The following is a 26,020-nucleotide window of genomic DNA, read 5'->3' as shown; positions in this document are numbered from 1 at the left end:
CTTGGGTTGGGCCCCCCACCCCCCGCCCGCCACCACACCCCCCGCCGGCGGGGGGTGGTGGGTTACAACCGGGTTAAACCCCGTTTTAACACCCACGACCAGCCGCGGCAGACCACTCGGCTCTTTCCGCTGCCGAGCTGGCTGTTGCCTGGCTGGCCGGCGCTTCCGTCGACTGGGGACAGTCCCCCGCTCCCGCGCCCTGGGACTTCCCGCCCCCTGCCTTCGACTCCCGGGACTTCGACTTCCCCCGGAAGTCCGCCGTCACGCGGCTGCCCGAAGGCGACTGGCTGCACCAGCCCACCTGGATCCGCCTGCGGCGGGCGGCCACAGCCACCAAGACCGACCGCACCCTCGTCATCTCCGGCGAAGGCCCGCTCACCGCCCCGGCCCTCGACGCCGCCTACTCCCGCGTCGTCCGGGTCCACGCGGCAGACCACTTCGCCCGTCTCGGCCCCGACACCTTCGAAGCCGACCCCGCCGACACCACGCACTTGCGCCAGATCCTCGACACCCTGCCGGACACCGGAATCGACTGGCTCCACACGCTTCCCCTCGGCATCACCGGACCCCTCGGCGAGGAGGCCCTGAACCACGCGCAGTGGGCCTGCCTCGACACCCCCGCCGCCCTCCTGCGGGCCGCCCACGACCGTCCACTCCGGACTTGGTGGGTCTCCGCCGGTGCCGCACCCGCGAACACCGCCGTCACGCGCCCCGAGGCCGGGCTCCTCGCCGGCATCACCGCCGTCGGCCCCCAGGAGTCCGGCGTGCCCGGCCACTGGGTCGACCTCGAGAGCGTCGATCTCGACGCGACGGCCGACCTGCTCACCGGCCCGCTGCCGCCCGAGCGCGTCGCGCTGCGGGCCGGTTTCTGGTGGACGCAAGGCACGGCACCCGTCGCCACCGAAGAGCCGGGAACCCCGGCGGACGGGACGTACCTGGTTCTCGGCGGCACGGGCGGCATCGGCACCGCCGTCGCCGAAGAGCTGCTCACCCGCACCACCGGCCGCGTCATCCTGCTCGCGCGCCACCCCCACCTGCCCGAAGCCCTCGAACCGTGGGCGGACCGCGTCGACCTGCTCGCCGCCGACCTCGCGGAAGTCACCGCCGACGAGGTCACCGCACCGCTGACCGGGATCGTCCACGCGGCCGGAACCCCCGACGGCGGCCTGATCGCCACCCGCGGCGAAGGCACCCAGTCCGTCAAGCTCGCCGGCGCCCTCCTCACCGAGCGGCTCATCGAACGCGACCAGCCCGCGTTCGTCGTCTACTGCTCGTCGCTGTCCGCGCAGTTCGGCGGCACCGGGCAGCTCGACTACGCCGCCGCCAACGGGTTCCTCGACGCCCTCGCCCACCGCGCCGGCCCGACCGCCCGGCTCTCGCTCGGCTGGGACGTCTGGCGCGACAGCGGCATGGCCGTCACGGCCCTGGAAACCGACGCCCGCCACCAGGCCCACCTGAGCGTCGGCCTGAGTGACGACGAGGGCTGCCGCACCTTCGCCCGCGCACTGGCGACCGGGCTCCCCCAGCTCCTGGTCGCGACGACCGGCCTCGACACCGTCAGGACGTTCCACGAACGCGAAGCCACGCTGGTGACCAGACCGGCCGAAGCGGACCTGACCGAGGAAGTCCGCGCGCTCCTTGGCGTCGCCGAACTCGACCCGGACGTGCCGCTCTACGACCTCGGCGCCGACTCCCTCACCTTGCTGGACGTCGTCGGCTCGGTGAAACGCCTCTACGGCGTCGACCTCGACCTCGCCTGGCTCGGCCCGGAGGTGACGATGACCGCGTTGCTGGCCAAGCTTTCCGAAGCCGCCGGCACCGGCGACGTCGAGGTGCAGGTCTGGCGCGAAGGGACGTCTCGGGAAGTCGTCTGTCTCGTGCACCCCGTCGGCGGGGACGTCCACGCCTACCGCCCGCTCGTCGAAGCCCTGCCGCCCGAACTCGGCGTCTGCGTGATCGCCGACCCCGCGCTGAGCCGCCCCGAACCACCGGGGTGGTCCATAACGGACCGCGCCCGCCGCTACCGCGCGGCGCTGGAAAAACGGTTCCCCGGCAAGGAAAAGCAGCTGGCCGGGTGGTCGTTCGGCGCCTGGGTCGCGGCGGGCATGGCCGCCGAAGCCGAGGCGGCCGGGCACCCGGTGCGGGCGCTGCACCTCATCGACCCGCCCCCGCCCGGCGCGAGCGCCGCCGACTACGACGACGCGCAGCTGGAGACGGTCTTCGAGCGCGAGCTGGGCGCCTCCGGCGGCACCGCCGGGGAGCACGCGCAGAAGCTCGCCCGCGCGTGCCGGGCGAACCTGCGGAGCATGGCCGGGCACGCGCTGCCCCGCCTGACCGCGACGCCCAGCCACGTCTGGCTCGCCACCGAACCCGAACCCGGCCTGCCGGTGGCCGGCCGCGGCGGCTGGCGAACCCTGCTGCCCGAACCGAGCCACTGGCACGAACTGCCCGCCACCCACTACGGCATCGTGCGCGCCCCGCACGTCACCGCGGTGGCCGCGGCCCTCGGACTGTGAGACCCACGGAGGAAAGGAAACCATGGAGCAGTACGAACTCGACGCCGTCAAGCGGATCACGACGCGGCCGGCGCGCGACTACCGGACCCTGGCGGTGCGGGGCCTGACGCCGGTGATCGGCGCCGAGGTCACCGGCCTCGACCTGACGCGGGAGCTGACCGACGAGCAGCTCACCGAGCTGAAGACGGCGTTCCTGGACCACCACGTGCTGGTGTTCCGCGACCAGGACATCACGCCGGACGACCACCAGCGCCTGGCCGCGCACTTCGGCGAGCTGCGTCCGGTCAACCCGCCGCCCGAGCACGGGAACCCCTACATCCTCGAGGTCGCGACCGCCCCGGAGGCGGCCACCGTCTTCGGCAACGGCTGGCACGCCGACGGCACCGCCGACGAGGAGCCGTCGCTGGGTTCGATGCTGCACATCACGGAGATGCCGGCGCCGGGCAGCGGCGGCGACACGCTCTTCGCGAACATGCACCTCGCGTACGACATGCTTTCGCCCAAGCTGAAGGAACTGCTGGCCGGGCTCACCGCGATCCACGACGGCGCCCACGCCTTCCGCGGCCACAAGATCCCCGAAGGCTACGAACCCCCGGTGAGCGAGCACCCGGTCGTCGTGCGGCACCCGGAGACCGACCGGCCGCTGCTGTACGTCAACCCGGCCTACACCTCGCGCATCCCGCAGCTGTCGGCCGACGAGAGCCAGGCGGTGCTCGACCTGCTGTTCTCGGTCGTGCCGAACCGGCCGATGCTCGCGTGCCGGGTGCGCTGGGAGCCGAACACGCTGGTGTTCTGGGACAACCGCTGCGTCCAGCACCACGCGACCTACGACTACTACCCGCACACCCGCTTCGGTCACCGCGTCGCCATCAACGGCGGCCCGCTCAAAGGCTGACAGGAGTCCCATGTCGTCCGAACCCGTGGTGGACGTCCGCGATCCGGCTGTCCTCGACGACCCGATGGGCGGGTACGACCGCGTGCTCGCCGAGTCCCCGGTCTGCTGGGCCCGGCTGCCGAACGGCGGGGAAGGCTGGCTGGTCACCGGCAGCGACGCCGTCCGCGCGGTGCTGTCGGATCCGGCCGTGCGCAACGACCCCACCGGCCTGCCGGGGCAGGGCGCGCAGACGCAGGAGGAGGCGTTCCTCGCGCTGGGCACGCCCCCGGAGCACCTGCCGTACCTGCGGGCGAGCCTGCTCAGCCTCGACGGCGCCGAGCACACGCGGCTGCGGCGCAGCATCAGCCACGCGTTCGGCGCGGCGCGGGTCGCCACGCTGCGCCCGCGGGTGCAGCAGATCGTCGACGAGCTGGGCGAGACGGCGAACCTGCTCGACGAGTACGCGTACCCCCTGGCCATGGCCGTGGTCTGCGAACTGGTCGGCGTCCCCGAGACGGACTGGGCGGACTGGTGGCGCTGGGGCAAGGTGCTGGTCGACGGCGACCCGGCGCGGATCACGCCGACGCTCGGCGAGATGTTCGCCTACTGCCACGCCTTGGTCGACCGGCGCCGGGCCGAGCCGCGCGACGACCTGCTCAGCGAGGTCGTCGCCCAGGACGACCTGACCGACGTCGACATCGTGGCGCTCGTGGTGTTCCTGGTGCTCGCCGGGCACGAGACGATGGCACACATGCTGTCCAACGCGGCACTCGCGCTGATGCGCGACCCCGACCAGCGGGAGCTGCTGCGCACGGAGCCCGGGCTGTGGCCGGCCGCGGTGCGCGAGCTCGTCCGCACCGACGGCCCGGTCCAGCTGGCCCGGTTGCGGTACGCCGCCACCGATCTGGAGGTGGGTGGCGTGCGGATCAGCGCGGGCGATGCGGTGCAGGCGGTGCTCGGCGCGGCCAACCGGGACCCCGCGCGGTTCGCCCACCCGCACGCGGCCGACGTGCGCTGGCAGGCCGAGCACGGCGGCCGCGAGGGCAGCGTCGGCTTCGGCTGGGGGCCGCACTTCTGCCTCGGCGTCGCCTTGGCGAAGGTGGAGGCGGAGGTCGCGCTGCGGAGCCTGTTCGACCGCTTTCCGGAGGTGACGCCGGTCGGCGAGCCGGCTTGGGTGCCGCTGCCCCGCGGCCGGCACCGGGTCGCGCTGGAGGTGAGGCTTCACGAGGTGCCGGCGTAGAAGCCGACCGGCATCGTCAGGTCCGCGCTCGACGCGCCGCACTCCAGCATCCACAGCGCCGCGCCGAGTCCCAGGCTCTGTCCCAGTTTCCCGAGCGCTTCCGGGTCCGGCGCGAGCGCCCGCGCCTCCGCGACCCCGCTCGCGAACGCCTCCGGGTCCCACCCGCCCGTGTCGGCGCCGCCGAGGGAACGCGCGCCGTCGGTCATCGCCCGGGCCGGCACCGCTTCCGGCACGCCGAGCAGGCCGTGCGTGCGCTCCCCCACCAGGACTCCCATCCAGCGCGAGCTTTCCGGGGTGGGCCGGGGCCCGCTCCACCGGGGCCGCGCGTCCAGGTCCGAGAACTCCCGCGGGGCACCGGAAACCGCCCAGCGCCCGGCCCACTCGACGGCCAGCCCCGGCGCGCTGCGGGTGGCCGGGTTGTGGAACCGGGCCATGTCCCACCGGTTGCCGACGGCGACCGCGGCCAGGTCGCGGTGCGGCCAGACCCGCGCCTCCCACCAGAACCCCCACGGGAACGCCGCCGTGTGCCCCCACCACCAGTCGTCGCCCAGGTCCGGGTCGGCGAGTTCGAGCGTCAGGCCGGAGAACGAGCGGACGCCGTGCGGGCTCGGGCGAGCCACCCGCGGGGTCGCCATCGCCGCGAGCGAGTCCGGCCCGACCAGGCCGCGGTCGCCGCGGGCGGTGCGCAGCAGGGATTGCAGCAGCCGCGCGAAGTCCGCGGCGCTGGTGTACATCCCGACGCCGGGATACGCCGAGGTGCGCAGGGGCGGGCTCGGCAGGCACCAGTCGCCGAACGCCAGGTACCCGGTGGCGCCGCCGGTGGTGCCGGTGCCGTCGTCGATGCTCGACGCCGGCATCCCGGTGGCGGCGAACACCTCCCGCCCGACGCGGGCACCGTACGGTTCGCCGGTCAGGTGCGCGACCACGCCACCCAGCACGCCGACGCCGAAGCTCGAGTAGGAGTACTTCCCCGGCGTCGTCAGCAGCGGCAGTGCCCCGCCGTACTCGACCGCGCGCCCGATCTCGTGCCGGCGCCGGACGTAGCCGAGGATCGGCTCGGCCGGTGCCGTGCACGCCGTGGCCGTGACGATGTCGCTGTAGTAGCCGCCCTGGTGGGAGGCCAGCATGGCGGTGGTGACGGGCGGCGCGTCCCGGCCCCGCAGTCCCGCGGGCAGCACGTCGTCGACCGGCGTGTCCAATCCGACCATGCCCGCTTCGGCCAGCTGCATGAAAGCCAAGCCGGTGACGGGTTTGGTGAGCGAACCCGCCGGCGCGGGGGTGCCGGCGGTCATCGGCGTGCCCGCGGCCAGGTCCGCGAACCCGGTCGCGGCCGTCCGCAGCTCGTCGCTCGTCGCCACCGCGACGGCGACGCCGGGGGTGCCGGTGACCGCGGCCAGCCGGGGCAGGACGGCGTCGAGCGCCCCCATCACGTCGTCGAGCATGCTCCTCCTCGCTTGCGTCCACACTGGACGGGTCAGCCTTCGGTGGTGTTGTAGTTGACGATCCGCTCGACCATGAGGGCGGCCGCGCCGGCCAACGGGCTGTCCGCCTCGCGCACCACGACGTCGGGCAGCCGGTGCGCCTCGTCCTCCGCGACCGCGACCATGCCCCAGAGCGCGTTGTACCCGGACGGATCCACCGGCTTTTCCGCGGCCGCCTTGACGGTCACGGCGTCCCCCGCGTCGACCACGGTCAGCGCGCCCATCTGCCGCAGCGTGCCCGGATCCGACTCCTCGGCGGCGACCACCGTCCAGCCCGCCACCTCCGTCCGCCGCAGGGCGGTGCGCAGGCTCCCGGCGCTGCCGGTGCCGCTGACAACGATGTCAGGCAATACGAGGGCGACCGGTCCCCGCGTCATCGGCAGGGCGCAGCGGATCGCGCCGTCGAGTCCCGGCTCGGCCGCGTCGTCCTGGTAGACGAAGACGAGCTGGAAGGTCCCGGCGTAGCGGGCCAGGTACTTCACCGTGTCCAGCTTGTGCGTCCCGAACACGACGACCACGCGGACGGCGAGGCCGCTCGCCGCCAGCTCGACGACGGCCTCCAGGCTGCGGTCCAGGACGGTGACGCCGGGAGCCAGGCAGTGCAGCTCCTTCGCGTACGGCGCTCCGAAGCGCGTCCCGAATCCCGCGCAGGGCAGGATGATCGAGACGTCGGGGGTGGGGACGGACGAAACAGGCATCGAATGGCCCTCAAGTTCTGTTGACGGTCAGGAGCCCTTGTCCGCCTCGACAGTAGTCACCGGGGACCGTTCCGCGCGAGGGGAAAGCGCTCACTTGAGCGCCGTAGACTGATCACGTCGGCGAAGAGGAAGCGAAGAGGGCGCACGGATGCGAGTACTGCTGTCCACGTACGGAACGCTCGGTGACGTCGAACCGCTGCTGGCCCTCGCGACGCAGCTGCGGGCCCTCGGCGCGGACGTCCGGATGTGCGTCCCGCCGGACGAGGAGTTCGCCGACCGGCTGGCCGGCCTCGGGATCGAGTCGGTGCCGGTCGGACCGCCGGTGCGGACGCTGATGCGCGGGACGACCCCGGCCGAACTGTCGCGGTACCGGACCGAAATCGTCGAAACGCAGTTCGAGGTTTTCCCTTCGGCGGCCGAAGGGTGCGACGCGCTGGTGGCGGCCGGCCTGGCTCAGGTCGCCGCGCGGTCGGTGGCCGAAGCCGCGGGAATCCCGTACGTGTACGTGACTTATTCGGTGGTGAACCTGCCGTCGCCGCACCACGCGCCGCCGCCGCGGCCGGGCTGGCCGGAGCCGGAGGGGGCCAACACGGCGTTGTGGGAACTGGACGCCGACAAGGTGAACGAGCAGTTCCGCGACGCGCTCAACCGCCACCGGGCCGCGCTCGGCCTGGCCCCGGTGGACAACGTGCGCGACCACGTCTACTCCGACCGGCCGTGGCTGGCGGCGGACCCGGTCCTGGGGCCGGCGGTCCCGGGCGTCGAAGTGGTCCAGACCGGAGCGTGGACGCGGGTGGACGAGCGTCCGCTGCCGCCCGAGCTGGTGGCGTTCCTGGACGCCGGGGCCGCCGCCGGTCTACGTGGGCTTCGGCAGCATCAGCCCGGCCCCGGACATCGCCCGCTGGTCGGTCGAGCTGAGCCGCGCGCGGGGGTACCGCGTGCTGCTCTCGCGCGGCTGGGCGGACCTGGCCGTGGCCGGCTGCTTCACCATCGGCGACGTCAACCACCAGCGCCTGTTCGGCGAACTCGCGGCGGTGGTCCACCACGGCGGCGCGGGCACGACGCAGACGGCCGCGCGGTCGGGCGTGCCGCAGGTGGTGGTGCCGATCCGGTTGGCGGACAACCCGTATTGGGCGAGCCGGGTGGCGGCCACCGAGGTCGGCGCGGCCCTGGACGGCGCGACGGCGACACTCGAGTCCCTGAGCACCGCGTTCGACACGGCACTGGCGCCCGAGACCCGGGCCCGGGCGGCGGCTTTGGGTGCCGAGATGCGCACCGACGGAGCGACGGTGGCCGCCCGCCGGCTGCTCGACGCCCTGCGGTGAGCCGGGGGCGCTCAGGGGCCCCGGCAAACGCTTCCAGCGGTCCGCTCAGCGCGGTCGGCGCGGCGGGACGGCAAAGGGTACTTAGGCCGTCTGCGTGACCGGCTCAGCGCCCTCTGAGCGCCGCGGCCGCAGCGCGGTCAGGCCGGCTGCCGCACCGGCTCCCGCCACCGCACTCAAACCGGCTGCCGCACCGGCTCCCGCGCACCGGTCCGCTCGGCACCCACCCCCGCCACCACCACGAACGCCACCCCGGCCACCGCGGCCGCGTCCGGCACCTGGTGCAGCACCACCAGCCCGATCACCAGCGCGATCACCGGCTCGAGGCTCATGAGCGTCCCGAACGCCGCCGTCGTCAAGCGCCGCAGCGCGAGCATCTCCAGGCTGAACGGCACCACCGGGAGCAGCACCGCCAGGCCGAGGCCGGTCAGCAGGAGCTGCCACGTCAGGTGCCCGGCCACCGAAGGCCCGTACACCAGCGTCGCCACGATGCCGGCCACCGGCATCGACACGGCCAGCCCGCGCACGCCCGACACCTCGTCGCCGACCCGCTGCGTCAGCAGGATGTAGCCCGCCCAGCACACCGCCGCGGCCAGCGCGAACCCCACACCCGCGAGGTCCGCGCCACCCCGCCACGGCTGGGTCAGCAGCACCACGCCGGCCGCGGCGAGGACCGGCCACAGCCTCTTGCCACCGCGGCCGCGGGTGATCGCCACGGTCAGCGGCCCGAGGAACTCCAGCGCGCTCGCCGTGCCCAGCGGCAGCCGCGCCACCGCCTCCATGAACAGCATGGTCATCCCGGCCGTGACCACCCCCAGAGCCACGCAGGCCACGAACGCCGTCCGCCGGAACGACGACGGCCGCGGCCGCACCACCACGAGGAGCAGCACGCCGGCCCACGCCAGCCGCAGCCACGCGGCTCCTTCGGGGCCGACGCGGTCGAACAGGCCGACGGACACGGCGAGACCGAGCTGGACGCAGAGCATGGCCGCGACCGCGAGGGTCGCTCCGGATCGGGTCACTGGGGGCACGCCTCCAGGGAATACCCCGGACACCGTTCGCGTCCACTTGCCGATGCTGGACAGTCCATTCAGGATTCGTGGACAATCGGAGGATGGACACGCGCAGGCTGCGGTACCTCCTGGAGCTGTCGCGCCACGGGTCGATGCGGGCCGTGGCCGATGTGCTCGGCACCACCACGTCGACGGTCTCCCAGCAGATCGCCGTGCTGGCCCGGGAGGCCGGCACGCCGCTGCTCGAACCGGACGGCCGCCGCGTGCGCCTGACCCCGGCCGGGCGGCGGCTGGCCGACCACGCGGTGACGATCCTGGCCGCCGTCGAAGCCGCGCAGGCCGACCTCGACCCGCACGCCGAACCGGCGGGCACCGTCCGCGTCGCCGGGTTCGCCACCGCGGTCCGGCGTGCGGTGCTGCCGGCCGTGGCCGACCTCGCGCGCAACCACCCCGGCGTGCGGGTGCTGGTCAGCGAGTACGAACCCGCCGAAGCACTGGCCGCGCTGCTCGCCGACGACCTCGACCTCGCGCTCGTCTACGACTACGACCTCGCACCCGCCACGACGGATCCCGCGGTCGCTGTCAGTCCACTGTGGACGACGGCGTGGGGACTCGGCGTCCCGGCGGCCGACGCGCGCCGGGTGCGCGGGGCGGGCACCCTCGCCGTCTTCGACGCCTTCCGCGACCACGACTGGATCGGCAACTCGCGCAACACCGCCGACGAGGACGTGGTGCGCACGCTCGCGTCCATGGCCGGGTTCACGCCCCGGGTCACGCACCGCGCCGACAGCCTCGACCTCGTCGAAGACCTCATCACGGCGTTCGGCCGCGGGGTCGGCCTGCTTCCGGTGGGGCGGCCCACCCGGGAGGGCGTCGCCCTGCTGCCGCTGGCCGATCCGGCCGTCCGGCAGCGGGCCTTCGCGTGCACCCGCCGGGGCCGCGCCGCGTGGCCGCCGCTGGCGCTGGTGCTCGACCTGCTGACGCACTGAGACGACACAACCGGTCCACGGTCGCCCGGATGGCCGTTGACAGCTCGCTTGCCCGGGCGCCGACTCCCCAGCGTCACCCCACTTCGCCCGGCCGTGCCGATGCACGCCCATTCGCAGGTCCGGCGAAACGACGTAGAAACGTTGAGGCGCAACGAACCTTCCGGGCATCCGTCAGGTGACGGATGTCTGATCCACGCGTTCCGCGAAGCATTGTTCCACGGGGCCCGCCGCTCCGACCTCGACACCGAGGAGGAGCGATGACTCGTGCCAACACCACCGCCTCCACCGTTGTGATCTTCCTGCTGGCCATCAACCTGCGCCCGGCCGTGACCAGCCTGGGTGCGGCCCTGCCGGACATCTCCGTCGCCGGAAACCTCGTCGCCGCGGTACTCGTCGCGCTTCCCCTGTGGGCCATCGGGCTCGGCGGCTGGGCGACACCGTGGCTGTGCAGCCGGGTCGGCACCCACCGGACCGTCTCCGTTGGTCTCGCGGGGCTGGTGCTGTCGCTGGCCGGCCGGGTTCTCGGTGGCTCGGCACAACTGCTGGTCGGGACGGCGCTGGCGTGCCTGTCCATCGCCGTGCTCGGCACCATGTTGCCCCTGCTGGCCAAGGGTTCCGCCGCCTTCACCTTCGGGCTCGGGCTCGGCAGCACGGCGGGCGCGCTGGTCACGCCCGCCGTCGTCATGTCGTCCTCGTGGCGCTACGCCCTCGGCCTGTGGGCGATCGTCGCGCTGCTGGCCATGCAGATGTGGCAGCGCACCCCCGACGAGTCCTTCGTGGCCCCCCGGAAAGCCACCGGGATGACGCCGGCCGCCGCGCTGACCATCCACTTCGGACTCATCTCGACGGTGACGTTCCTGGTCATGGGCTGGCTCCCCGGCATCCTGCGCGACGCGGGGGTCTCGCCGACGACCGCGGGCACGTGCCTCGCGGTGTCGATGGCCATGGGGTTGCCCATGATGCTGCTGGTCCCCGGCTGGACCCGCCGGTGGCGCAACCAGACCCTGCTCGTCGTCGTCCTGGCCACGCCCAACGTCATCGGGGTGACGGGCCTGCTCGTCGCACCGGCGGCCGCACCTTGGCTGTGGGCCGTGGCCACCGGCGCCGGCATGGGTTCGCTCGCGTTCGTCCTGACGACCATCTCGTTGCGCAGCAAGGGCAGCTCACTTTCGCTGTCCGCTGTGGTCCAAGGCGTGGGGTACGTCATCGCCGGCTTCGGGGTGCTGGCCTGCGGCTGGCTGCACACGCGCACCGGGACCTGGCAGACCCCGCTGGTGCTGGTCCTGGCGATCCTGCTCGGCCAGGTGGTCAGCGGGCACATCTCCGTCTCGCGCCGCACCGCCGCGACGCCGGTGGCGCGCGCCCTCACCGTGCGGCCCCAGGGGAACGCTCCGGAAGTGGGGGTCTGAGCCCGGCTTCCCGCGCGGCTGCCGACCGCGCGGGAAGCCGCCCACTCTCAGCCCGACGCGGACTGGTGGCGGGCGGCTTCCCGGGCGATGTCGATGCGCGAGTGCACGCCCAGCTTGGTCAGGATGTGCGACACGTGCGTGCCGACCGTGCGCGGGGACAGGTAGAGGCGGGCCGCGATCTGCGGGTTCGACAGGCCTTCGACGACGAGCGCGGCGATCCGGCCCTCGGTCGGGGTGAGGCTGTCCCACCCGTGCGTGGTCTGGCGGTGCTTCACCGTCGGGCCGCGGCGGATGCCGAACGCCCGGAAGATCGCGCGCAGCCGCGCGACGTCCCACTGCGCGTCCAGCTCCGCGTACAGGTCGGTCGCGTGGGTGAAGGCGGCCCGCGCCGAACCGCGGTCTTCGTCCTGGGACGTGGCGAAGGCGATCGCGGCGGCTTCCAGGGCCCTGGCCCGGGAAAGCGGCCGGCCCGCGTCGCGGTAGCTGTCGGCGGCGCGCAGCAGCATCGTCCCGTCCTGCTCCAGCAAGCCCCGGCAGTACATGGCCAGGGCGCGGCGGTGCGGGATGGCGGACTCGGCGGCGAGCGCGCGCACCCGGGCCTCGATCTCCACGACGGTCTGCTCGTAGCCGGTCACCACGGCGAGCCGGGCCGCGTCGGCCAGCAGCTCCTGGCTCACGTCTTCGCTGGAGAACGCGGCGGTCAGCACGGCCAGCGCCCGCTCGGGCGCGCTCGCGTGCTCGAAGGCGAGGCCGCGGGCCCGCGCCAGCGGATCCACGACCTGGTCGCCGATGCGTTCCGCGTGCAGCGCCGCGATGTCGAGGTGGCGGCGGGCGTCGGCCGTTTCGCCGCGGTGGAAGTGGATGATCGCGGCGACCCCGTGGTCGGCGCACACCACCGCCGGCTCCTTGCGGTCGTCCGCGACGACGTCCACCTCGGCCAGCGCGTCGTCCCACCGGCCGGCCCCCAGCAGGATCTGCCCGATCGCGCTCTGGGCCTGCGACAGCCGCGCGACGCTGCCGGTGCGGTCGGCCAGCTCGCGCGCCTGCCCGGCGGCGGCGAGCGCGTCGGTGAGGCGGTCGAGCGCGCCCAGGGTGACCGACTGGTTGATGCGCAGCAGCAGTGTGAGGTCGATCAGCCCGGGGTCGCCCCGCACGATCGCCATCGCGCGCTCGAACAGCGGCAACGCACCGTCCCAGTCGCCCCGCGACATCGCGGCCAGGCTGAGCAGGTGCAGCGCCCACCCGGTCGCCCAGCGGTCTTCGGCCGGCCCGAGCTCCACCAGCGCCGCGGTGGCGACCTCGCCCGCCGTCTCCACGTCACCGAGGTCGCGGTGCGTGCGCGCGATGAGCACCAGCAGCTTCGCCCGGTGCCGCGGCTCCAGGCCGGGTTGCGTCAGGGCTTCGTTCAGCGCGGCCAGGGACTCGGCGGCGCGGCCGGTGGACCCGCGGCACTGGACGACGGTCGTGTGCAGGTCCACGCGCACGTCCGGGTCGCGGACGCGGTCCAGGGCGCGGGAAGCGATCCGCTCGGCCTGGGCCACGTTGTCCGTCCGGTAGTACGCGTCGGCCAGCCGGCAGGCCAGCGCGCCGGTCACGGCGTCGTCGAGCGGGGCGTCCCGCACCGCGCGGCGCAGCAGCGCGACCGCGACCACGGGCGCCTGCCCGATCAACGGCGTGGCCACGTCGAGCAGCCACCGCACGGCCCAGGCGGGCACCGGCACCCGGCTGTCCGTTGTGGACACCATGGGCAGCAGCTGCCGCGCGACCCGCTCGACCGGGGCACTCGCCTCGGCCAGCGCGAACGCCGCGGCCTGGTGCCAGGCGACCCGGACCGCCGTCGGCATCTCGTCGTACAACGCTTCGCGGATCAGCGGGTGCCGGAAGGCCAGGTCGTCCCCGGCCGCCACGAGCACCCCGGCGGCGCGGGCCTCGTCGAGGGCGGGCAGCAGGTCGGCGAGCGGGGTTTCGGTCACGGTCACCAGGTCCGCGACCGAGAAGCCGACCCCGAGCAGCGCCGCCGCGCGCAGCACGCCCTGTGCCTGCTCCGGCAGGAAGCCCAGCCGGTCCGCGATCGCCTCCGGCAGCGAGTCCGGCGTGGCCGCGCCGGTCAGCTCCACGACGCCCGCGGTGTCGACCTCCAGGCACGAGCTGCGGCTCAGCGCGTCGACCAGTTCGGTGAGGTACAACGGGTTCCCGGCGGCGCCGTCGGCCAGCTGCGCCAGCTCGGCGCCCGGTTTGCCGCCGGCCAGCGCGGCGACCAGCTCGAGCACCGCCGGGTCGGCCAGCCGGCCCAGTCGCAGCCGCTCGTCCGGTCCGACGAGCCGGAAGAGCGACCGCAGGTCGTCGCGGCGCGGCACCGGGCGCAGCACACCGATCAGGAGCAGCGGCAGCTGCCGGACGGACCGGGCGAGCCGGCTCCACACCGCGACCGTCGTGCGGTCGGCCCACTGCAGCTCGTCGACGACCAGCACGGCCGGCCCGTCCTGGCAAAGCTGGTCCACCAGGGTGATCAGCTGCTCGGAAGCCGCGGCGGCGAGGTCGGCACCTCCGCCCGCGACGGCGCCGCCGCGCAGCAGCTTGGAGATGGCTGCCCGCCGGGGATCCCGCGTGCCCGGCGTGATCCCCAGGGCGTCCAGGAGCGGGAGCAGCGGCAGGGCCTGCCCGAGCTCATCCCCGGCTCCCCAGTACACCTGGCAGCCCGCGTCGGCGGCGACGGCGCAGGCCGCCCGCACCAGCGCGGACTTGCCGATGCCCGGCTCGCCGTCCACCAGCACGGCGTGGCCGCGGCCCGCGGCGACATCACGGATCCAGCCGACCAGCCAGGACAGCTCACCGTCCCGGCCGACCAGCAGTTCGGTACCGTCCGTGAGCGGCCGCACACCGGAATAATAGAAGTAAAAGTTGTTCCCCAACAAGAGGTATACCGGGCCAACCCCGATCGCCGGGACTTCTCCTCGGTTAAACATCAATTTCGAGAAATTCGCCGACTCGTGATCCGAGCGTGATTCCCGTGGCCGGGCATCGAAGGATCACCAACCGCCGGGCCGCCGTCGAGGAATGCTGCGTTGTCGACCATTCTCACAGTGGGCGTCCCGGGTGCTTGCGCAGTGTACGCCCTTGGCGGCACAACGCGGCGAATCCGGACAAAGCAAGGGGAAACAGTGTTTCCGCCGACGATCGAGAGAGTATTTCGCGGGCGGACATCGCCTCCGGCTTTTCTCGCACGCACCCGAGACCCCTTGGCCGCGCGCGGCGTTCGATGATTTCGACGCGGCCACACTCCGTCGCACGATCTTTCCCCGCTAGCGCTCGCGAATAGCGAGACGCCGCCGAACACGCGGACCGACGGCGGCCTGCGGCGCCCGGTTTCCAAAAAGTGAACGCTCCGGGTTTCGCCGTCGCCGAACGCCGCCGACCTGTTGTTTTCCGCGCCGGCGGACGGCTTCGGACCACGTTTTCCGCACTTCGCCGGTAAACTCCGGGCAGCCGGTTCGCGTCGCCGCCGGAGATCGCCGCGTTAGCCCCACCGCTCGCTCCGACATCACTTTCCGTAATCGGCGACCGGTGCCCGCGACCGCCGAATAGCCGACACCCGGCGTCGCCGGATTCCCGTGCCCGAGGGCCTCCCGCCCGGGAATTCAGCGGCGCCGCCGCCATTTCGCCGCATTGATTCGTAGTATCCGGCGACCGCCCGTCCGCAAAAGCAAGATCGTCGATCAAGAATTGGTGCCGCCATTCTGGTGAATTCGCGTTTTCGGCGCGCATCCCGCGTTGTCAAGCGATGTCCCGGCTCCTACAGTGGCCTGCCTGACGTCGGGGAATATTTCACACGAATCCACTGGATTCGGTACATCAACTCACCTCCTTCGAGGAGCAGGCCTTGTTTGGAATCGTCAGGAGCAGTGGCCGGGCTCGTGCCGGCCGCGCCGCGCTCGCCCTCGCCGCGGTCACGATCGTCACCGGCTGCGGCGCCCTCGGTGCGGCCGAGCCGAACGCCGCGGCGAGCAGCGACCTGGAGAAGTCGACGCTCAAGGTGTCGATCCTGCCCACCACCGACCTGGGGCCGTTCTGGCTGGCCCAGGACGAGGGCTTCTTCAAGGCCGAGGGCCTCAACGTCGACTCCGTCATCGCCGCCAGCGGCCAGGCCTCGCTGACGAAGGCGATCTCGGGCGAGGCCGACATCGCGTTTTCCACCTACCCGCCGTTCTTCACCGCGACCGGCACCGGCACCGCGGACATGCAGCTGGTCGCCGACGCGACGTCGGTCAACGCCAAGAGCAATGCGATCGTCACGGTGCCGAATTCGCCGGTGAAAACAATCTCCGACCTGGCGGGCGCCAAGATCGCCATCACGGCCAAGAACACCGCGTCGGATCTGCTCACGCGCTCGGTGATGCAAGACCACAACGTCGATTTCGGCAAGGTGAAATGGGTGCTGATCCCGCTGCCGAACATCGCCGCCGCGCTGCAGCAGGGCCAGGCCGACGCCGCGTACCTGCCGGAGCCGTACATCACGCAGGCCGCCAAGACGGCCGGCGCGATCCCGGTGATCGACATCAACACCGGCGCGACCCAGGACTTCCCCCTGACCGGTTACGGAGCGACGCGGAAGTGGGTCCGGGAGAACCCGAAGACCCTGGCCGCGTTCCAGCGCGCGATGCAGAAGGCCACCCACGAGGCCCTGGTCGACCGCGCCAAGGTCGAGCCGCTGCTCGTGCGGTTCGCCAAGATCGACGAGGACACCGCCAAGCTGCTCACCCTGCCGGGCTACGGCTCGATCCTGGACGCCCGGCGCCTGCAGCGGGTGCCGGACCTGTTGCTGCAGCTCGGCGTCATCCCGAAGCCGATCGACGTGAACTCGATGATCGGACCGCAAGCCGGTAGGTGACCCGCACCGGCTCCTCCTCGCTATACGATCCGCACCCGGGACCGGGTGCCGGCACCGGCGTCGAAAAGTTTTTCCGGGGCCGTGTTGATCCGCGGGCCGCCCGTTCGACAAGAGGGGGCGAGGGCCGAGAGGCGGCCCCGCGGACGAGGAGAGCACGATGTCGCAGTACATGCTGATCATGCGGGGCACCGACGAGTCGAACGCCGCCATGATGGCCAACATCGACGAGATGATGGTCAGCAGCCGCCAGTTCATCGAAGACCTGTTCAAGGCCGGCGTCTACGTCGCGGCCGAGGGGCTGGACGACCCGGGCCAGGGCGTCGTGGTCGACTTCAGCGGCGAAACCCCCGTGGTCACCGACGGGCCGTACGGCGAGACCAAGGAACTGTTCGGCGGCTTCTTCCTCATCGACGTCGCCTCGAAGCAGGAGGCGGTCGAATGGGCCAAGCGGGTGCCGGCGGCCCCGGGCGCCAAGGTCGAGGTCCGGCGGGTGCCCGGCAGCGAAGAGGTCCCCGGCGGCGCCACCGACGGCCGGAACTGATGGGACCGGCCGACGTCGAGGCCGTCTGGCGGATCGAGTCGGCGCGGATCGTCTCCGCGCTGACCCGGTTCACCGGCGACTTCGGGCTGGCCGAGGACGCCGCCCAGGAGGCGGTCGCGGAGGCGCTGGTGTCGTGGCCGCTCGACCCGCCGGCCAACCCGGCCGGCTGGCTGAAGGCCACGGCCCGGCGGCGGGCGATCGACGCGATCCGCCGCCGGACGGCGCTGCAGGACCGGTACGCCCTGCTGGCGGCCGGTCCGGAGCCCGACGACGAGGTCGACCCCGACCGGATCGACGACGACGTCCTGGCGCTGATGTTCACCAGCTGCCACCCGGTGCTCTCCCCCGAGGCCCGGGTGGCGCTGACCCTGCGCGTGGTCGGCGGCCTGACCAGCGAGGAGATCGCCCGCGCGTTCCTCGTCCCGGTGCCGACCGTGCAGGCCCGCATCACCCGGGGCAAGAAGACGATCGCGGCGGCCGGGGTGCCGTTCGAGCTGCCGCCGCCGGCCGAACGCCGGGAGCGGCTGGGCGGCGTGCTCAGCGTCCTCTACGTGATCTTCACCGAGGGCTCGACGGCCACTTCGGGCGACCGGCTGCTGCGGCCCGACGTCGCGTACGAGGCGATCCGCCTGGCGCGCACGCTGGCGGCGCTGCTGCCGGACGAGCCGGAGGTGCACGGCCTGCTCGCGTTGTGCGAGCTGACGGCCGCGCGCTTCCCGGCCCGGACGGGCGCGGACGGAACGCCGATCCTGCTCGAGGACCAGGACCGCCGGAGCTGGGACTTCTCGGCGATCCACCGCGGGCTGGCCGAGCTGGCCAAGGCGTCGGCCCGCGGCCTCGGCCCGTACGGCCTGCAGGCGGCGATCGCGGCCACCCACGCGACGGCGGCGTCGGTCGAGGCGACCGACTGGGACCGGATCGTGGTGCTGTACGAGGCCTTGGGCCGGGTCGCGCCGTCGCCGGTGGTGGAGCTCAACCGGGCCGTCGCGGTGGCGATGGCGTCGGGTCCGGCGGAGGGCCTGGCGATCGTGGACGAGCTGGTGGCGACCGACCGGCTGCCGGGGTCGCACCTGGTCCCGACGGTCCGCGGCGAGCTGCTGACCCGCCTCGGCCGGCTCCCGGAGGCGCGCGCCGAGCTGGAACTCGCCGCCCGGCTGTGCGCCAACCAGCGCGAACGCTCGGTGCTGCTGCGGAAGGTGGCCGCCCTGGACTGAGTTCCCCCGCCGGTCAGCTTCCGCCGAGGTGCCGCAGGACCAGCTCGACGCACTCGGCCGCGGACGCAGCGGCGGTGTCGAGGACGAGGTGGTCGCGGTCCCACGGCTCGTATTCCCGCTCGACGACGTCCCGCCACGTCGGCAGCGCGAGGCCGGGGATGTCGGCCGTCCGCCCTTCGACGCGGGCGCGGTGTTCGCGCGGATCGGAACAGACGAGCTCCACTTCGAGCACCCGGGAACCGACCGCGCGCCAGGCGTCCCGGGTGAGCCGGAGCGGGTTCACGCACTCGACGACGACGTCGACGCCGTTGGCGAGCTGATCGCGGGCCAGCGCGTAGCCGGCGACGTACCCCGCGACCCGCGGCCGCGCGGTCAGCTCCCCGGAGTCGACGAGGGCCTGCTCGATCGTGTCGATCCGCAAGTACGCGGCCTTGAGCGCCCGGGCCAGCGGCCGGGCGATCGTGGACTTGCCGGTGCCCGGCAGCCCGCCGAGCACGACCAGGGCACCGGAGGTCGTCATGCCGGGCAGCCTAAGCCGGGCGCGAAAGTTCCCACTCGTCGGCCGGGCCCGGGCGGCGCGGCTACTGTCGGGCGCAGGAGTCCCCACTCGCCGGCCGGGTCCGGCCGGCGCGCCTACCGCCGGAGCACCATGCCAGGCAGCCCAAGCCGGGCGCAGGAGTTCCCACTCGTCGACCGGGGTCCAGCCGGCGCGATTACCGTCGAGACATCATGCCGGGCAGCCCAAGCCACGCGCGAGAGTTCCCACTCTTCGGCCGGGCCCGGCCGGCACGGTTACCGTCGGGGCATGAAGCCGAGCACTTCGCACTGGGGCGCCTTCACCGCCGAGGTCGGTCCCGATGGCCGGCTGCGCGTCGAGCCGCATCCGGCCGATCCGGCGCCGTCGCCGCTGCTGGGGAACCTCGCCGCCGCGCTGGAGCACCCGAGCCGGGTGGCACGGCCCGCCGTCCGCCGCGGCTGGCTCGACCACGGCCCCGGTCCGGACGATCGCCGGGGCCGCGACGAGTTCGTCGACGTGCCCTGGGACGACGTCCTCGACCGGCTGGCCGCCGAACTGGACCGCGTCCGCACCGAGCACGGCAACCAAGCCATCTTCGGCGGCTCCTACGGCTGGGCCAGCGCCGGCCGGTTCCACCACGCGCAGAGCCAGCTGCACCGGTTCCTCAACACGATCGGCGGCTTCACGGCGTCGCGCAACACCTACAGCAACGGGACGTCCTCCGTGCTGCTGCCGCACGTCGTCGGCGATACGCACGCGGTGCTGCGGCAGGCGTCGACCTGGCCGACGATCGCCGCGCACACCGAACTGATCGTCGCGTTCGGCGGCGTGCCCGAGAAAAACGTCTTCGTCACCCCGGGCGGCGTCACCGTCCACGGCACGCCCGGGCACCTCGCGCGGCTGCGGGCCCGCGTCGCGCTCGTCAGCCCGCTGCGCGACGACGTTCCGTCCACTGTGGACGCCCGCTGGTACCCGATCCGGCCCGCCACCGACACCGCGCTGATGCTCGCGCTGGCCCACACCCTGGTCACAGAAGACCTACACGACCAGGGTTTCCTGGACCGCTACTGCGTCGGCTACCCCGAGTTCGAGCGTTACCTGCACGACAAGACTCCGGAATGGGCCGCCGGGATCACCTGCATCCCGGCCCCCGACATCGTCGCGCTGGCCAGGGAAATGGCCGCGAAACGCACGCTGGTCACGGTGACGTGGTCGCTGCAGCGCACCGAACACGGCGAACAGCCAGTGTGGGCGGGCATCGCGCTGGCCGCGATGCTCGGACAGATCGGACTCCCGGGCGGCGGTTTCGGGCACGGCTACGGCTCGATGGGCGACGTCGGCGACACCGGCCCCGAGCTGCGCGTCCCGTACCTGCCGCAGGGCGTGAACCCGGTGCGCGAGTTCATCCCGGTCGCGCGGATCGCCGACCTGCTGCTGCACCCCGGCGAAACCTACGACTACGACGGCGAAGTCCGCCGCTACCCCGACACCCGGCTCGTCTACTGGGCCGGCGGCAACCCGTTCCACCACCACCAGGACCTCAACCGCCTGCGCCGCGCCTTCACCCGCCCGGACACCGTCGTCGTCCACGAACCGCACTGGACGGCGACGGCCCGCCACGCCGACATCGTCCTGCCCGCGACGACGGCGCTGGAGCGCGAAGACCTCGGCTCGGGCCGCCGCGACACCCACCTGATCGCGATGCACCGGATCGCCGAGCCCGCGGGCGAAGCACGCGACGACTACGCCATCTTCGCCGGGCTGGCTCTCCGCCTCGGGGTGGAGAAGGAGTTCACCGAAGGCCGTTCCCCGAGGCAGTGGCTGGAACACCTGTACAGCGGCTGGCGCGACGAACCGTCGTTCGAGCAGTTCTGGGCCGCCGGCGAGCTGCGGCTGCCGCCCGGTCGCGAGCACCACACGCTGTTCGAGGACTTCCGCGCGGACCCGGACGCCCACCCGCTGAAGACACCCAGTGGCCGCATCGAGATCACGTCGGCGACGGTCGCCGGGTTCGGCTACCCGGACTGCCCCGGCCACCCGGTCTGGCTGCCACCCACCGAAACCGGGCCGCTGTGGCTGATCGCGAACCAGCCGCACACCCGCCTGCACAGCCAGCTCGACGCCGGCGAAGTCAGCCAGGCGGGGAAAGTGGCCGGGCGCGAGCCGATCCGGCTCAACCCGGCCGACGCGGCGGCCCGCGGGATCGCGGCCGGCGACGTCGTCCGGGTGTTCAACACCCGCGGCGCCTGCCTGGCCGGCGCGGTCCTGGACGACGCCCTCCGGCCCGGCGTGGTCCAGCTCGCGACCGGCGCGTGGTTCGACCCGGTCGACGACCACCCCACCGGGCCGCTGTGCGCGCACGGCAACCCGAACGTGCTGACCGCCGACATCCCGTCGTCGCGGTTGTCGCAGGGCTGCGCGGGTCAGCACGCGGCCGTCGAAGTCGAATGTTTCGAAGGCCCGCTCCCGCCCGTGCGGGCGCTGCGTCCGCACGGTCCGGAAACCGCTTTCCGGCGATAGACTGGCCTGCGGACAAAGGAGTTCGCATGGTCACCGCGTTCAGCCGTCGCACCGTTCTGCTCACCGGCGCGGGCGTCACCGCCGGCCTCGCACTACCCGCTGTCGCCCACGCCGCCCCGGACAGCGGCGTCGGGTTCACCCTCGACGCCGAAACGCTCGACGGCGGCGAGCAGATCACCTCCGTTACCCTCGACACCGCCCGGCTCGGGCCGATCGACCCGGCGAGCCTGACCACCACCACGTTCAGCGTGCACGTGAAGGCCACCAGCCCGATCGACACCGGCGGGCAGGACATCGGCTACGACCTCGACCGGGCGGTGACGGCCGCGCGGCTCGACCGCCGCGGGAACATCGTGCTCGCGCTGAGCCACGGCGAAGGCCAGACCGGCGGCGGCACACTGGGGTACATCAACAGCAAGAGCCGCAACGTCCGGCTCGACCTGGTCTACACCATCACGCAGAACGCCCCGCTCCGGCGGTACGGCCGGCCGGTCACCGTCACCCGGTTCACCCAGGGCCGGCTGGCCAACCCCGAGGTCGACGCTTTCACTTACCACGTCTCACGGTCCGGCATGAAGTACCGGCTGTACTCCCCGGCGCCCCGACGCGGCCGCCGTCCTCTGATCGTCTGGCTGCACGGCGGCGGCGAAGGCGCGTCCCTGCCCGACGGCTACTACGACAACGAGACGACGTTGCGCGCCAACCGCGGCGCGCTGGGCTTCGCCACACCGGAAGCGCAGAAGATCTTCGAGGGCGCGTACGTGGTCACGCCGCAGTGCACCGCGGCCTGGATGGACGACGGCCCCCGCTTCGCCCCGCTCATCCAGGAGGTCGTCCGGGACGTGCTCCGCACGCGGGCGGTCGATCCCGGGCGCGTTTACGTCGTCGGCTGCAGCAACGGCGGCTACATGAGCCTGAAGATGACCACGGTCTACCCGGCCACTTTCGCGGCGTCGGTCCCGATCTGCGGCGTCGTCGCGGGCCGGAAGGCCGGCGACCCACCGCTGATCCCCGACGGCGAGCTGACCGCGATCCGCACGCCGACCTGGCTGGTCGCCTCCGCCGACGACGACACGGTGGACCCGCAGGCCAACAGCGTCCACGCGCACGACCTCATCCCGCGCTCGACTTTGACGCTCTACGACCACGTCGTCTGGGACGGCCACCAGTTCCCTGGCCACTGGTCGTGGATCTACGTGGCCCGCAACGACCCGAGCGACCACGGCACCCACGTCTGGCAGTGGATGGCGCGGAAACGAGCCTAGGCCGCGGTGCCGGTGATCGCGGTGGCGCCGCCCTCGGCCATGGCGGACAACGCGAACCCGCCGCCCTCGTGACGCCCGTGGGTCAGCACCGTCGCGCCGGAGAACACCGGGCTGGACAACCGGTACGCGAACGACGTCACCGGGCGGTCGCCGTGCCGGCGCGGGATCTCCAGCAGCAGCAAGGCGAGCAGCGGGCCGTGCACGACCAGCCCCGGATAGCCCTCGACGCCGGTCGCGTACGGCTCGTCGTAGTGGATGCGGTGGGTGTTGTAGGTCAGCGCGCTGAACCGGAACAGCAACCGCGGCCCGGTCGGCGTGCCGATCTTCCACTCGTGCGGCGGCTCGGCGGCAGGTTCGGGCTCGGCGAGCTGCCGCCGCTGCCCGGCGGGCTGCGATCGGTAGACGACGTCCTGGTGCTCGATGAGCAGGAGTTCGCCACCGCGCCGGTATTCGTGGCGGACGGTCACGAACGCCATCTGCCCGCTGCGGCCCTCCTTCACCACGACGTCGGCCAGTGCGCTGCGGCGGTCTATCCGGTCGCCGAGGACGATCGGCGACCGGACCTCCAGCCGGCCGCCGGCGATCATCCGGCGCCGGTCCGGGATCGGTGGCAGGAACCGCCCTTCCGCCGGATGGCCGTCTTCGCCGAGCGCGGCCTGCGGCGTCGGCTCGAGGAAGTGGAACCAGTGCCACAACGGCGGTAGCGGCCCGGTCGGCGCGGGTTGGTCGAGCAGGGCCGCGAAGGCCGTCGCCGGCCAGGCGCCGATCACCTCGGACGTCTCGACGGCGTCGGGTTGCCAGCCGGCGACCGCGTCCCGGAGGTTCACTGCAGGCCGCCGCGGGCGACGAGCTGGCCGACGATGACGTTCTGCTGGATCTCGTTGGTCCCTTCCCCGACGATCATCAGCGGCGCGTCCCGGAAGTACCGCTCGACGTCGAACTCGGTGGAGTACCCGTAACCGCCGTGGACGCGGATCGCGGCGAGCGCGACCTCCATCGCCGTCTCCGAGCAGAACAGCTTCGCCATCCCGGCTTCCAGGTCGGCGCGTTCGCCGGAGTCGTACCGGCGGGCGGCGTGCAGCAGCAGCTGGCGGGCGGCGGTCAGCTTGGTCGCCATCGTCGCGAGGTGGTTGCCGACGGCCTGGTGCTGCCAGATCGGCTTGCCGAACGACTCGCGTTCCCGGGCGTACTTCAGGGCGTCGTCGAACGCGGCGCGCGCGACCCCGGTGGCGCGCGCGGCGACCTGGATGCGGCCGACCTCCAGGCCCCGCATCATCTGCGCGAACCCTTTGCCCTCGGTTTCGCCGAGCAGCGCGTCCGCCGGCACGCGGCAGTCGTCGAAGATGATCTCGCAGCTCTCGATGCCCTTGTAGCCGAGCTTCGGCAGGTCCTGGGAAACGGTGAAGCCGGGTACCTTCTCGACCAGCAGGATGCTGATGCCGCGGTGCGCGGGTTCGGCCCGCGGGTCGGTCTTGCACAGCAGCGCGACCAGGCCGGAGCGGCGGGCGTTGCTGATCCACGTCTTGGTGCCGTCGACGACGTACGCGCCGCCTTCCCTGCGTGCGGTCGTGCGCAAGGCTTGCAGGTCCGAGCCGCCGCCGGGTTCGGTCAGCGCCATGGTCGCGCGCAGCTCGCCGGTCGCCATCCGGGGCAGGTAGCGCCGCTTCTGCTCTTCGGTGCCGAAGGTGAGGATCAGCTTCGCGACGACCGTGTGCCCGCCCATCGCCCCGGCGAGGCTCATCCAGCCGCGCGCGAGCTCCTCGGTCACCAGCGCGTAGCACTCGGTGGAGACGCGCACATCGCCGTACGGCTCGGGGATCGCCAGCCCGTAGATCCCGAGCCGCTTCATCTGCTCGATGAGCTCTTCGGGGTAGGCGTCGGCGTGTTCGAGCTCGCGCACGACCGGCCGGACGTCGCGGTCGACGAAGTCGCGGACCGTGTCCACAATGGCCAGTTCGGCGTCATCCATGGGCTTTCTCCTCGGAACGTGGTCGCGCTCCGAGCTTCCCACCGAACCCGAGCCGCCGCGCGGCGGTGTCCCGGGCGGCTCGCACCGCCCGGAACACCCCCGGCGCTCAGCTGGCGACGAACTGCATGACCCAGTCACCGCCGCTGTAGGGCGGCGCGGCGACGTTCAGCTCGCCGTTGTCCGGGGCCGCCGCCTTCCACGGGCCGAGCACCCGCAGCTGGTAGTTGCCGACCGGCACGCCCTTGAACGTCGCGTAGCCGTTGGCGTCGGTCCGGGCGTACGCGCGGATGGTGCCGTTGTCGAGCAGCACCAGGTTCCGGTACGCCATGCCCTCGCCGGCGTCCGGCGTGTTGTTGCCGTTCTGGTCGAGCCAGACCTGGCCGTGGGAGTCGGCCACCTTGCCGGGCACCTTGGCGGTGGCGGACACGTACGGCGCGCCGCCGGTGTGGCCGTCCTGGGCGGTGCAGTCGAGCCCGGTGACGCCGGTGTAGGCCGCCTTGTCGGGCACCTTGCCCGTCGCCGTCAGCACGAGCCACTGCCCCGCGGCCAGCGAGCCCGCCCGGCGCTGGTTGGCGAACGCGCCCCACTGGTCGTCGGTCACGGCCAGCGCCGAGCCGAAGCCGCCCGCGTCGCAGGTGAGGAAGAGACCGGTCAGCGGCTTGGTGCCGGAGTTGGTCAGCGTGACCGTCACCTTGCCGGTGTCACCGGCGGCGTAGCTCGTCTTGTCCAGCGTGAGGGTCTCGTGCAGCACGTCGGACAGCGGCCGGGTGGCCGCGACCTCCAACGCCGTGTAGGCGCCCCGGCCGTCCAGCCGCAGGTCCGGCAGGTCCGGGGCGATCCAGCCGCCGGGCAGCCGGTCGAAGCTCAGGTAGGCGGTCCGGGTCAGCGGGAGGCCGTCGTAGGAGAAGTGGCCGGTCGCGTCGGTGGTGGTGTACATCTCGAGCGTCGTGCCGACGCCGAAGAAGCGCACCCGGGCCCCGGCCAGGGCTTCCCCGGGCGACGGCTTGCCGTCGCCGTTGGTGTCCCCGTACAGCACGCCGGCGACCCGCTCGGTGCCCGTCGCGAGCGGCACGGTGACCCGCTGGACGTTGTCGCTGTAGTCGGTGTCGCCGGCGCCGTACACCTCGACGTGCACGACGGAGTCGCCGTAGTACGTCGACCCGAGCTGCCCGGTGAGGTGGAGGGTCCGGGTCTCCCCCTGCGCGATGGTGGCGCCGCTGCCGCTGTCGTCGAGGTCGCCCCACTGGTGCTGGTCGACCCAGAAGTCCGTCCCGGACTCCGAAAAGGCGGTCCCGAAGGCACCGGAGACGGCGGAGTCCCCGATGTTGCTCACGGTCACGTCGAGCCCGACGTACTCGCCCAGGAGCCAGTGCCCCTGCTGGGCGACGACGCTGACCTTGAGGTTCGGCCCGGAGGCGGCCAGCGCCGGCGCGGCGGCCATCCCGGTCATGAGGAGTGCCGCGGCCAGCACGGAAGCTGACCGCGTGAATCTGCCAGTCGGCATGGTTTTCTTCCCCCTTTTGGGTTGTAGGGGAAAACCTAGGACCGCCCCCGAAGTCCGGGG

Annotated in this window: 18 protein-coding genes and 1 pseudogene; 11 read left to right on the top strand and 8 right to left on the bottom strand. The window is 73.0% G+C overall.

Going from position 1 to position 26,020, the window contains the following annotated elements; genetic code table 11:
* Nucleotides 1-491 precede the first annotated feature (491 nt).
* From ACIRSS_RS25410 to ACIRSS_RS25400, 3 genes are read left to right on the top strand one after another with little or no spacing between them, the layout of a single operon-like run.
* Entirely contained in the window at nucleotides 492-2,516 is a 2,025-nt protein-coding gene (locus tag ACIRSS_RS25410; protein ID WP_400898996.1) for a KR domain-containing protein, read from the top strand.
* A 22-nt stretch (nucleotides 2,517-2,538) separates the two neighbouring features.
* A complete protein-coding gene (locus ACIRSS_RS25405; RefSeq protein WP_400898994.1) occupies nucleotides 2,539-3,411 on the top strand; it encodes a TauD/TfdA dioxygenase family protein in 873 nt (290 codons plus the stop codon).
* A 10-nt stretch (nucleotides 3,412-3,421) separates the two neighbouring features.
* A complete protein-coding gene (locus ACIRSS_RS25400; RefSeq protein ID WP_400898992.1) occupies nucleotides 3,422-4,630 on the top strand; it encodes a cytochrome P450 in 1,209 nt (402 codons plus the stop codon).
* Here the strand turns inward: ACIRSS_RS25400 and ACIRSS_RS25395 are convergent.
* Together ACIRSS_RS25395 and ACIRSS_RS25390 are read right to left on the bottom strand one after the other, a co-directional pair.
* On the bottom strand, nucleotides 4,612-6,072 hold the full coding sequence (locus tag ACIRSS_RS25395; protein WP_400898990.1) for a serine hydrolase: 1,461 nt from the start codon (nucleotides 6,070-6,072) through the stop codon (nucleotides 4,612-4,614). The genes ACIRSS_RS25400 and ACIRSS_RS25395 overlap by 19 nt on opposite strands.
* A gap of 32 nt (nucleotides 6,073-6,104) precedes the next feature.
* A complete protein-coding gene (locus tag ACIRSS_RS25390; RefSeq protein ID WP_400898988.1) occupies nucleotides 6,105-6,809 on the bottom strand; it encodes a hypothetical protein in 705 nt (234 codons plus the stop codon).
* Between the two features lie 148 nt (nucleotides 6,810-6,957).
* On the opposite strand from ACIRSS_RS25390, the pseudogene ACIRSS_RS25385 reads away from it, so the two are divergent.
* Nucleotides 6,958-8,134 (top strand): annotated as a pseudogene (locus tag ACIRSS_RS25385) (glycosyltransferase).
* Nucleotides 8,135-8,307: 173 nt separating this feature from the next.
* Here the strand turns inward: ACIRSS_RS25385 and ACIRSS_RS25380 are convergent.
* Nucleotides 8,308-9,153 (bottom strand): EamA family transporter, encoded by an 846-nt coding sequence (locus ACIRSS_RS25380; RefSeq protein WP_400898986.1) that lies wholly within the window; start codon nucleotides 9,151-9,153, stop codon nucleotides 8,308-8,310.
* Between the two features lie 92 nt (nucleotides 9,154-9,245).
* Here ACIRSS_RS25380 and ACIRSS_RS25375 point away from each other — a divergent pair, with 92 nt between their 5' ends.
* Both ACIRSS_RS25375 and ACIRSS_RS25370 read left to right on the top strand, forming a co-directional pair.
* Nucleotides 9,246-10,133 (top strand): LysR family transcriptional regulator, encoded by an 888-nt coding sequence (locus tag ACIRSS_RS25375; RefSeq protein ID WP_400898983.1) that lies wholly within the window; start codon nucleotides 9,246-9,248, stop codon nucleotides 10,131-10,133.
* Nucleotides 10,134-10,390: 257 nt separating this feature from the next.
* On the top strand, nucleotides 10,391-11,542 hold the full coding sequence (locus ACIRSS_RS25370) for an MFS transporter (protein WP_400898981.1): 1,152 nt from the start codon (nucleotides 10,391-10,393) through the stop codon (nucleotides 11,540-11,542).
* Nucleotides 11,543-11,589: 47 nt separating this feature from the next.
* On the opposite strand, the gene ACIRSS_RS25365 is transcribed toward ACIRSS_RS25370, so the two are convergent.
* Complete coding sequence (locus ACIRSS_RS25365; protein WP_400898979.1) at nucleotides 11,590-14,421, bottom strand: AAA family ATPase; 2,832 nt, start codon at nucleotides 14,419-14,421, stop codon at nucleotides 11,590-11,592.
* A gap of 1,001 nt (nucleotides 14,422-15,422) precedes the next feature.
* Here ACIRSS_RS25365 and ACIRSS_RS25360 point away from each other — a divergent pair.
* The 3 genes from ACIRSS_RS25360 (at nucleotide 15,423) to ACIRSS_RS25350 (ending at nucleotide 18,185) form a co-directional block, all read left to right on the top strand.
* Nucleotides 15,423-16,430, top strand: coding sequence for an ABC transporter substrate-binding protein (locus ACIRSS_RS25360; RefSeq protein WP_400898977.1), 1,008 nt, complete (start codon nucleotides 15,423-15,425; stop codon nucleotides 16,428-16,430).
* Nucleotides 16,431-16,587: 157 nt separating this feature from the next.
* Nucleotides 16,588-16,971, top strand: coding sequence for a YciI family protein (locus ACIRSS_RS25355; RefSeq protein ID WP_400898975.1), 384 nt, complete (start codon nucleotides 16,588-16,590; stop codon nucleotides 16,969-16,971).
* Nucleotides 16,971-18,185, top strand: a complete 1,215-nt coding sequence (locus tag ACIRSS_RS25350) for an RNA polymerase sigma factor (protein WP_400898973.1) — start codon at nucleotides 16,971-16,973, stop codon at nucleotides 18,183-18,185. The genes ACIRSS_RS25355 and ACIRSS_RS25350 overlap by 1 nt, the downstream gene beginning before the upstream one ends.
* 13 nt (nucleotides 18,186-18,198) lie before the next feature.
* Here the strand turns inward: ACIRSS_RS25350 and ACIRSS_RS25345 are convergent, their stop codons facing one another.
* Nucleotides 18,199-18,705 carry an AAA family ATPase gene (locus ACIRSS_RS25345; protein ID WP_400898971.1) on the bottom strand — a complete coding sequence of 169 codons (507 nt, stop codon included), beginning with the start codon at nucleotides 18,703-18,705 and terminating at the stop codon, nucleotides 18,199-18,201.
* 285 nt (nucleotides 18,706-18,990) lie between these two features.
* Here ACIRSS_RS25345 and ACIRSS_RS25340 point away from each other — a divergent pair, with 285 nt between their 5' ends.
* Together ACIRSS_RS25340 and ACIRSS_RS25335 are read left to right on the top strand one after the other, a co-directional pair.
* A complete protein-coding gene (locus ACIRSS_RS25340) occupies nucleotides 18,991-21,222 on the top strand; it encodes a molybdopterin-dependent oxidoreductase (protein WP_400898969.1) in 2,232 nt (743 codons plus the stop codon).
* 26 nt (nucleotides 21,223-21,248) lie between these two features.
* On the top strand, nucleotides 21,249-22,487 hold the full coding sequence (locus ACIRSS_RS25335; protein ID WP_400898967.1) for a prolyl oligopeptidase family serine peptidase: 1,239 nt from the start codon (nucleotides 21,249-21,251) through the stop codon (nucleotides 22,485-22,487).
* Here ACIRSS_RS25335 and ACIRSS_RS25330 read toward each other — a convergent pair.
* The 3 genes from ACIRSS_RS25330 to ACIRSS_RS25320 all read right to left on the bottom strand — a co-directional run bounded on the left by ACIRSS_RS25330 (nucleotide 22,484) and on the right by ACIRSS_RS25320 (nucleotide 25,960).
* Entirely contained in the window at nucleotides 22,484-23,314 is an 831-nt protein-coding gene (locus ACIRSS_RS25330) for a MaoC family dehydratase N-terminal domain-containing protein (RefSeq protein ID WP_400898965.1), read from the bottom strand. The genes ACIRSS_RS25335 and ACIRSS_RS25330 overlap by 4 nt on opposite strands.
* Complete coding sequence (locus ACIRSS_RS25325) at nucleotides 23,311-24,456, bottom strand: acyl-CoA dehydrogenase family protein (RefSeq protein WP_400898963.1); 1,146 nt, start codon at nucleotides 24,454-24,456, stop codon at nucleotides 23,311-23,313. The genes ACIRSS_RS25330 and ACIRSS_RS25325 overlap by 4 nt, the downstream gene beginning before the upstream one ends.
* Before the next feature lie 106 nt (nucleotides 24,457-24,562).
* Entirely contained in the window at nucleotides 24,563-25,960 is a 1,398-nt protein-coding gene (locus ACIRSS_RS25320; protein WP_400898961.1) for a hypothetical protein, read from the bottom strand.
* Nucleotides 25,961-26,020: the final 60 nt, after the last annotated feature.

This window comes from Amycolatopsis sp. NPDC101161, assembly GCF_044768185.1.
GTDB lineage: Bacteria > Actinomycetota > Actinomycetes > Mycobacteriales > Pseudonocardiaceae > Amycolatopsis.
Note: the sequence above shows the minus strand (reverse complement) of the source record. Positions and strands in the feature narration are given on the sequence as shown.

What these genes read in the sequence shown, in the direction of transcription:
- ACIRSS_RS25405 (WP_400898994.1), top strand. Translation starts at nt 2,539, where the DNA reads ATGGAGCAGTACGAACTCGACGCCGTCAAGCGGATCACGACGCGGCCG.
- ACIRSS_RS25400 (WP_400898992.1), top strand. Translation starts at nt 3,422, where the DNA reads ATGTCGTCCGAACCCGTGGTGGACGTCCGCGATCCGGCTGTCCTCGAC.
- ACIRSS_RS25395 (WP_400898990.1), bottom strand. Translation starts at nt 6,072, where the DNA reads ATGCTCGACGACGTGATGGGGGCGCTCGACGCCGTCCTGCCCCGGCTG.
- ACIRSS_RS25390 (WP_400898988.1), bottom strand. Translation starts at nt 6,809, where the DNA reads ATGCCTGTTTCGTCCGTCCCCACCCCCGACGTCTCGATCATCCTGCCC.
- ACIRSS_RS25375 (WP_400898983.1), top strand. Translation starts at nt 9,246, where the DNA reads ATGGACACGCGCAGGCTGCGGTACCTCCTGGAGCTGTCGCGCCACGGG.
- ACIRSS_RS25370 (WP_400898981.1), top strand. Translation starts at nt 10,391, where the DNA reads ATGACTCGTGCCAACACCACCGCCTCCACCGTTGTGATCTTCCTGCTG.
- ACIRSS_RS25355 (WP_400898975.1), top strand. Translation starts at nt 16,588, where the DNA reads ATGTCGCAGTACATGCTGATCATGCGGGGCACCGACGAGTCGAACGCC.
- ACIRSS_RS25350 (WP_400898973.1), top strand. Translation starts at nt 16,971, where the DNA reads ATGGGACCGGCCGACGTCGAGGCCGTCTGGCGGATCGAGTCGGCGCGG.
- ACIRSS_RS25345 (WP_400898971.1), bottom strand. Translation starts at nt 18,705, where the DNA reads ATGACGACCTCCGGTGCCCTGGTCGTGCTCGGCGGGCTGCCGGGCACC.
- ACIRSS_RS25340 (WP_400898969.1), top strand. Translation starts at nt 18,991, where the DNA reads ATGAAGCCGAGCACTTCGCACTGGGGCGCCTTCACCGCCGAGGTCGGT.
- ACIRSS_RS25335 (WP_400898967.1), top strand. Translation starts at nt 21,249, where the DNA reads ATGGTCACCGCGTTCAGCCGTCGCACCGTTCTGCTCACCGGCGCGGGC.
- ACIRSS_RS25325 (WP_400898963.1), bottom strand. Translation starts at nt 24,456, where the DNA reads ATGGATGACGCCGAACTGGCCATTGTGGACACGGTCCGCGACTTCGTC.
- ACIRSS_RS25320 (WP_400898961.1), bottom strand. Translation starts at nt 25,960, where the DNA reads ATGCCGACTGGCAGATTCACGCGGTCAGCTTCCGTGCTGGCCGCGGCA.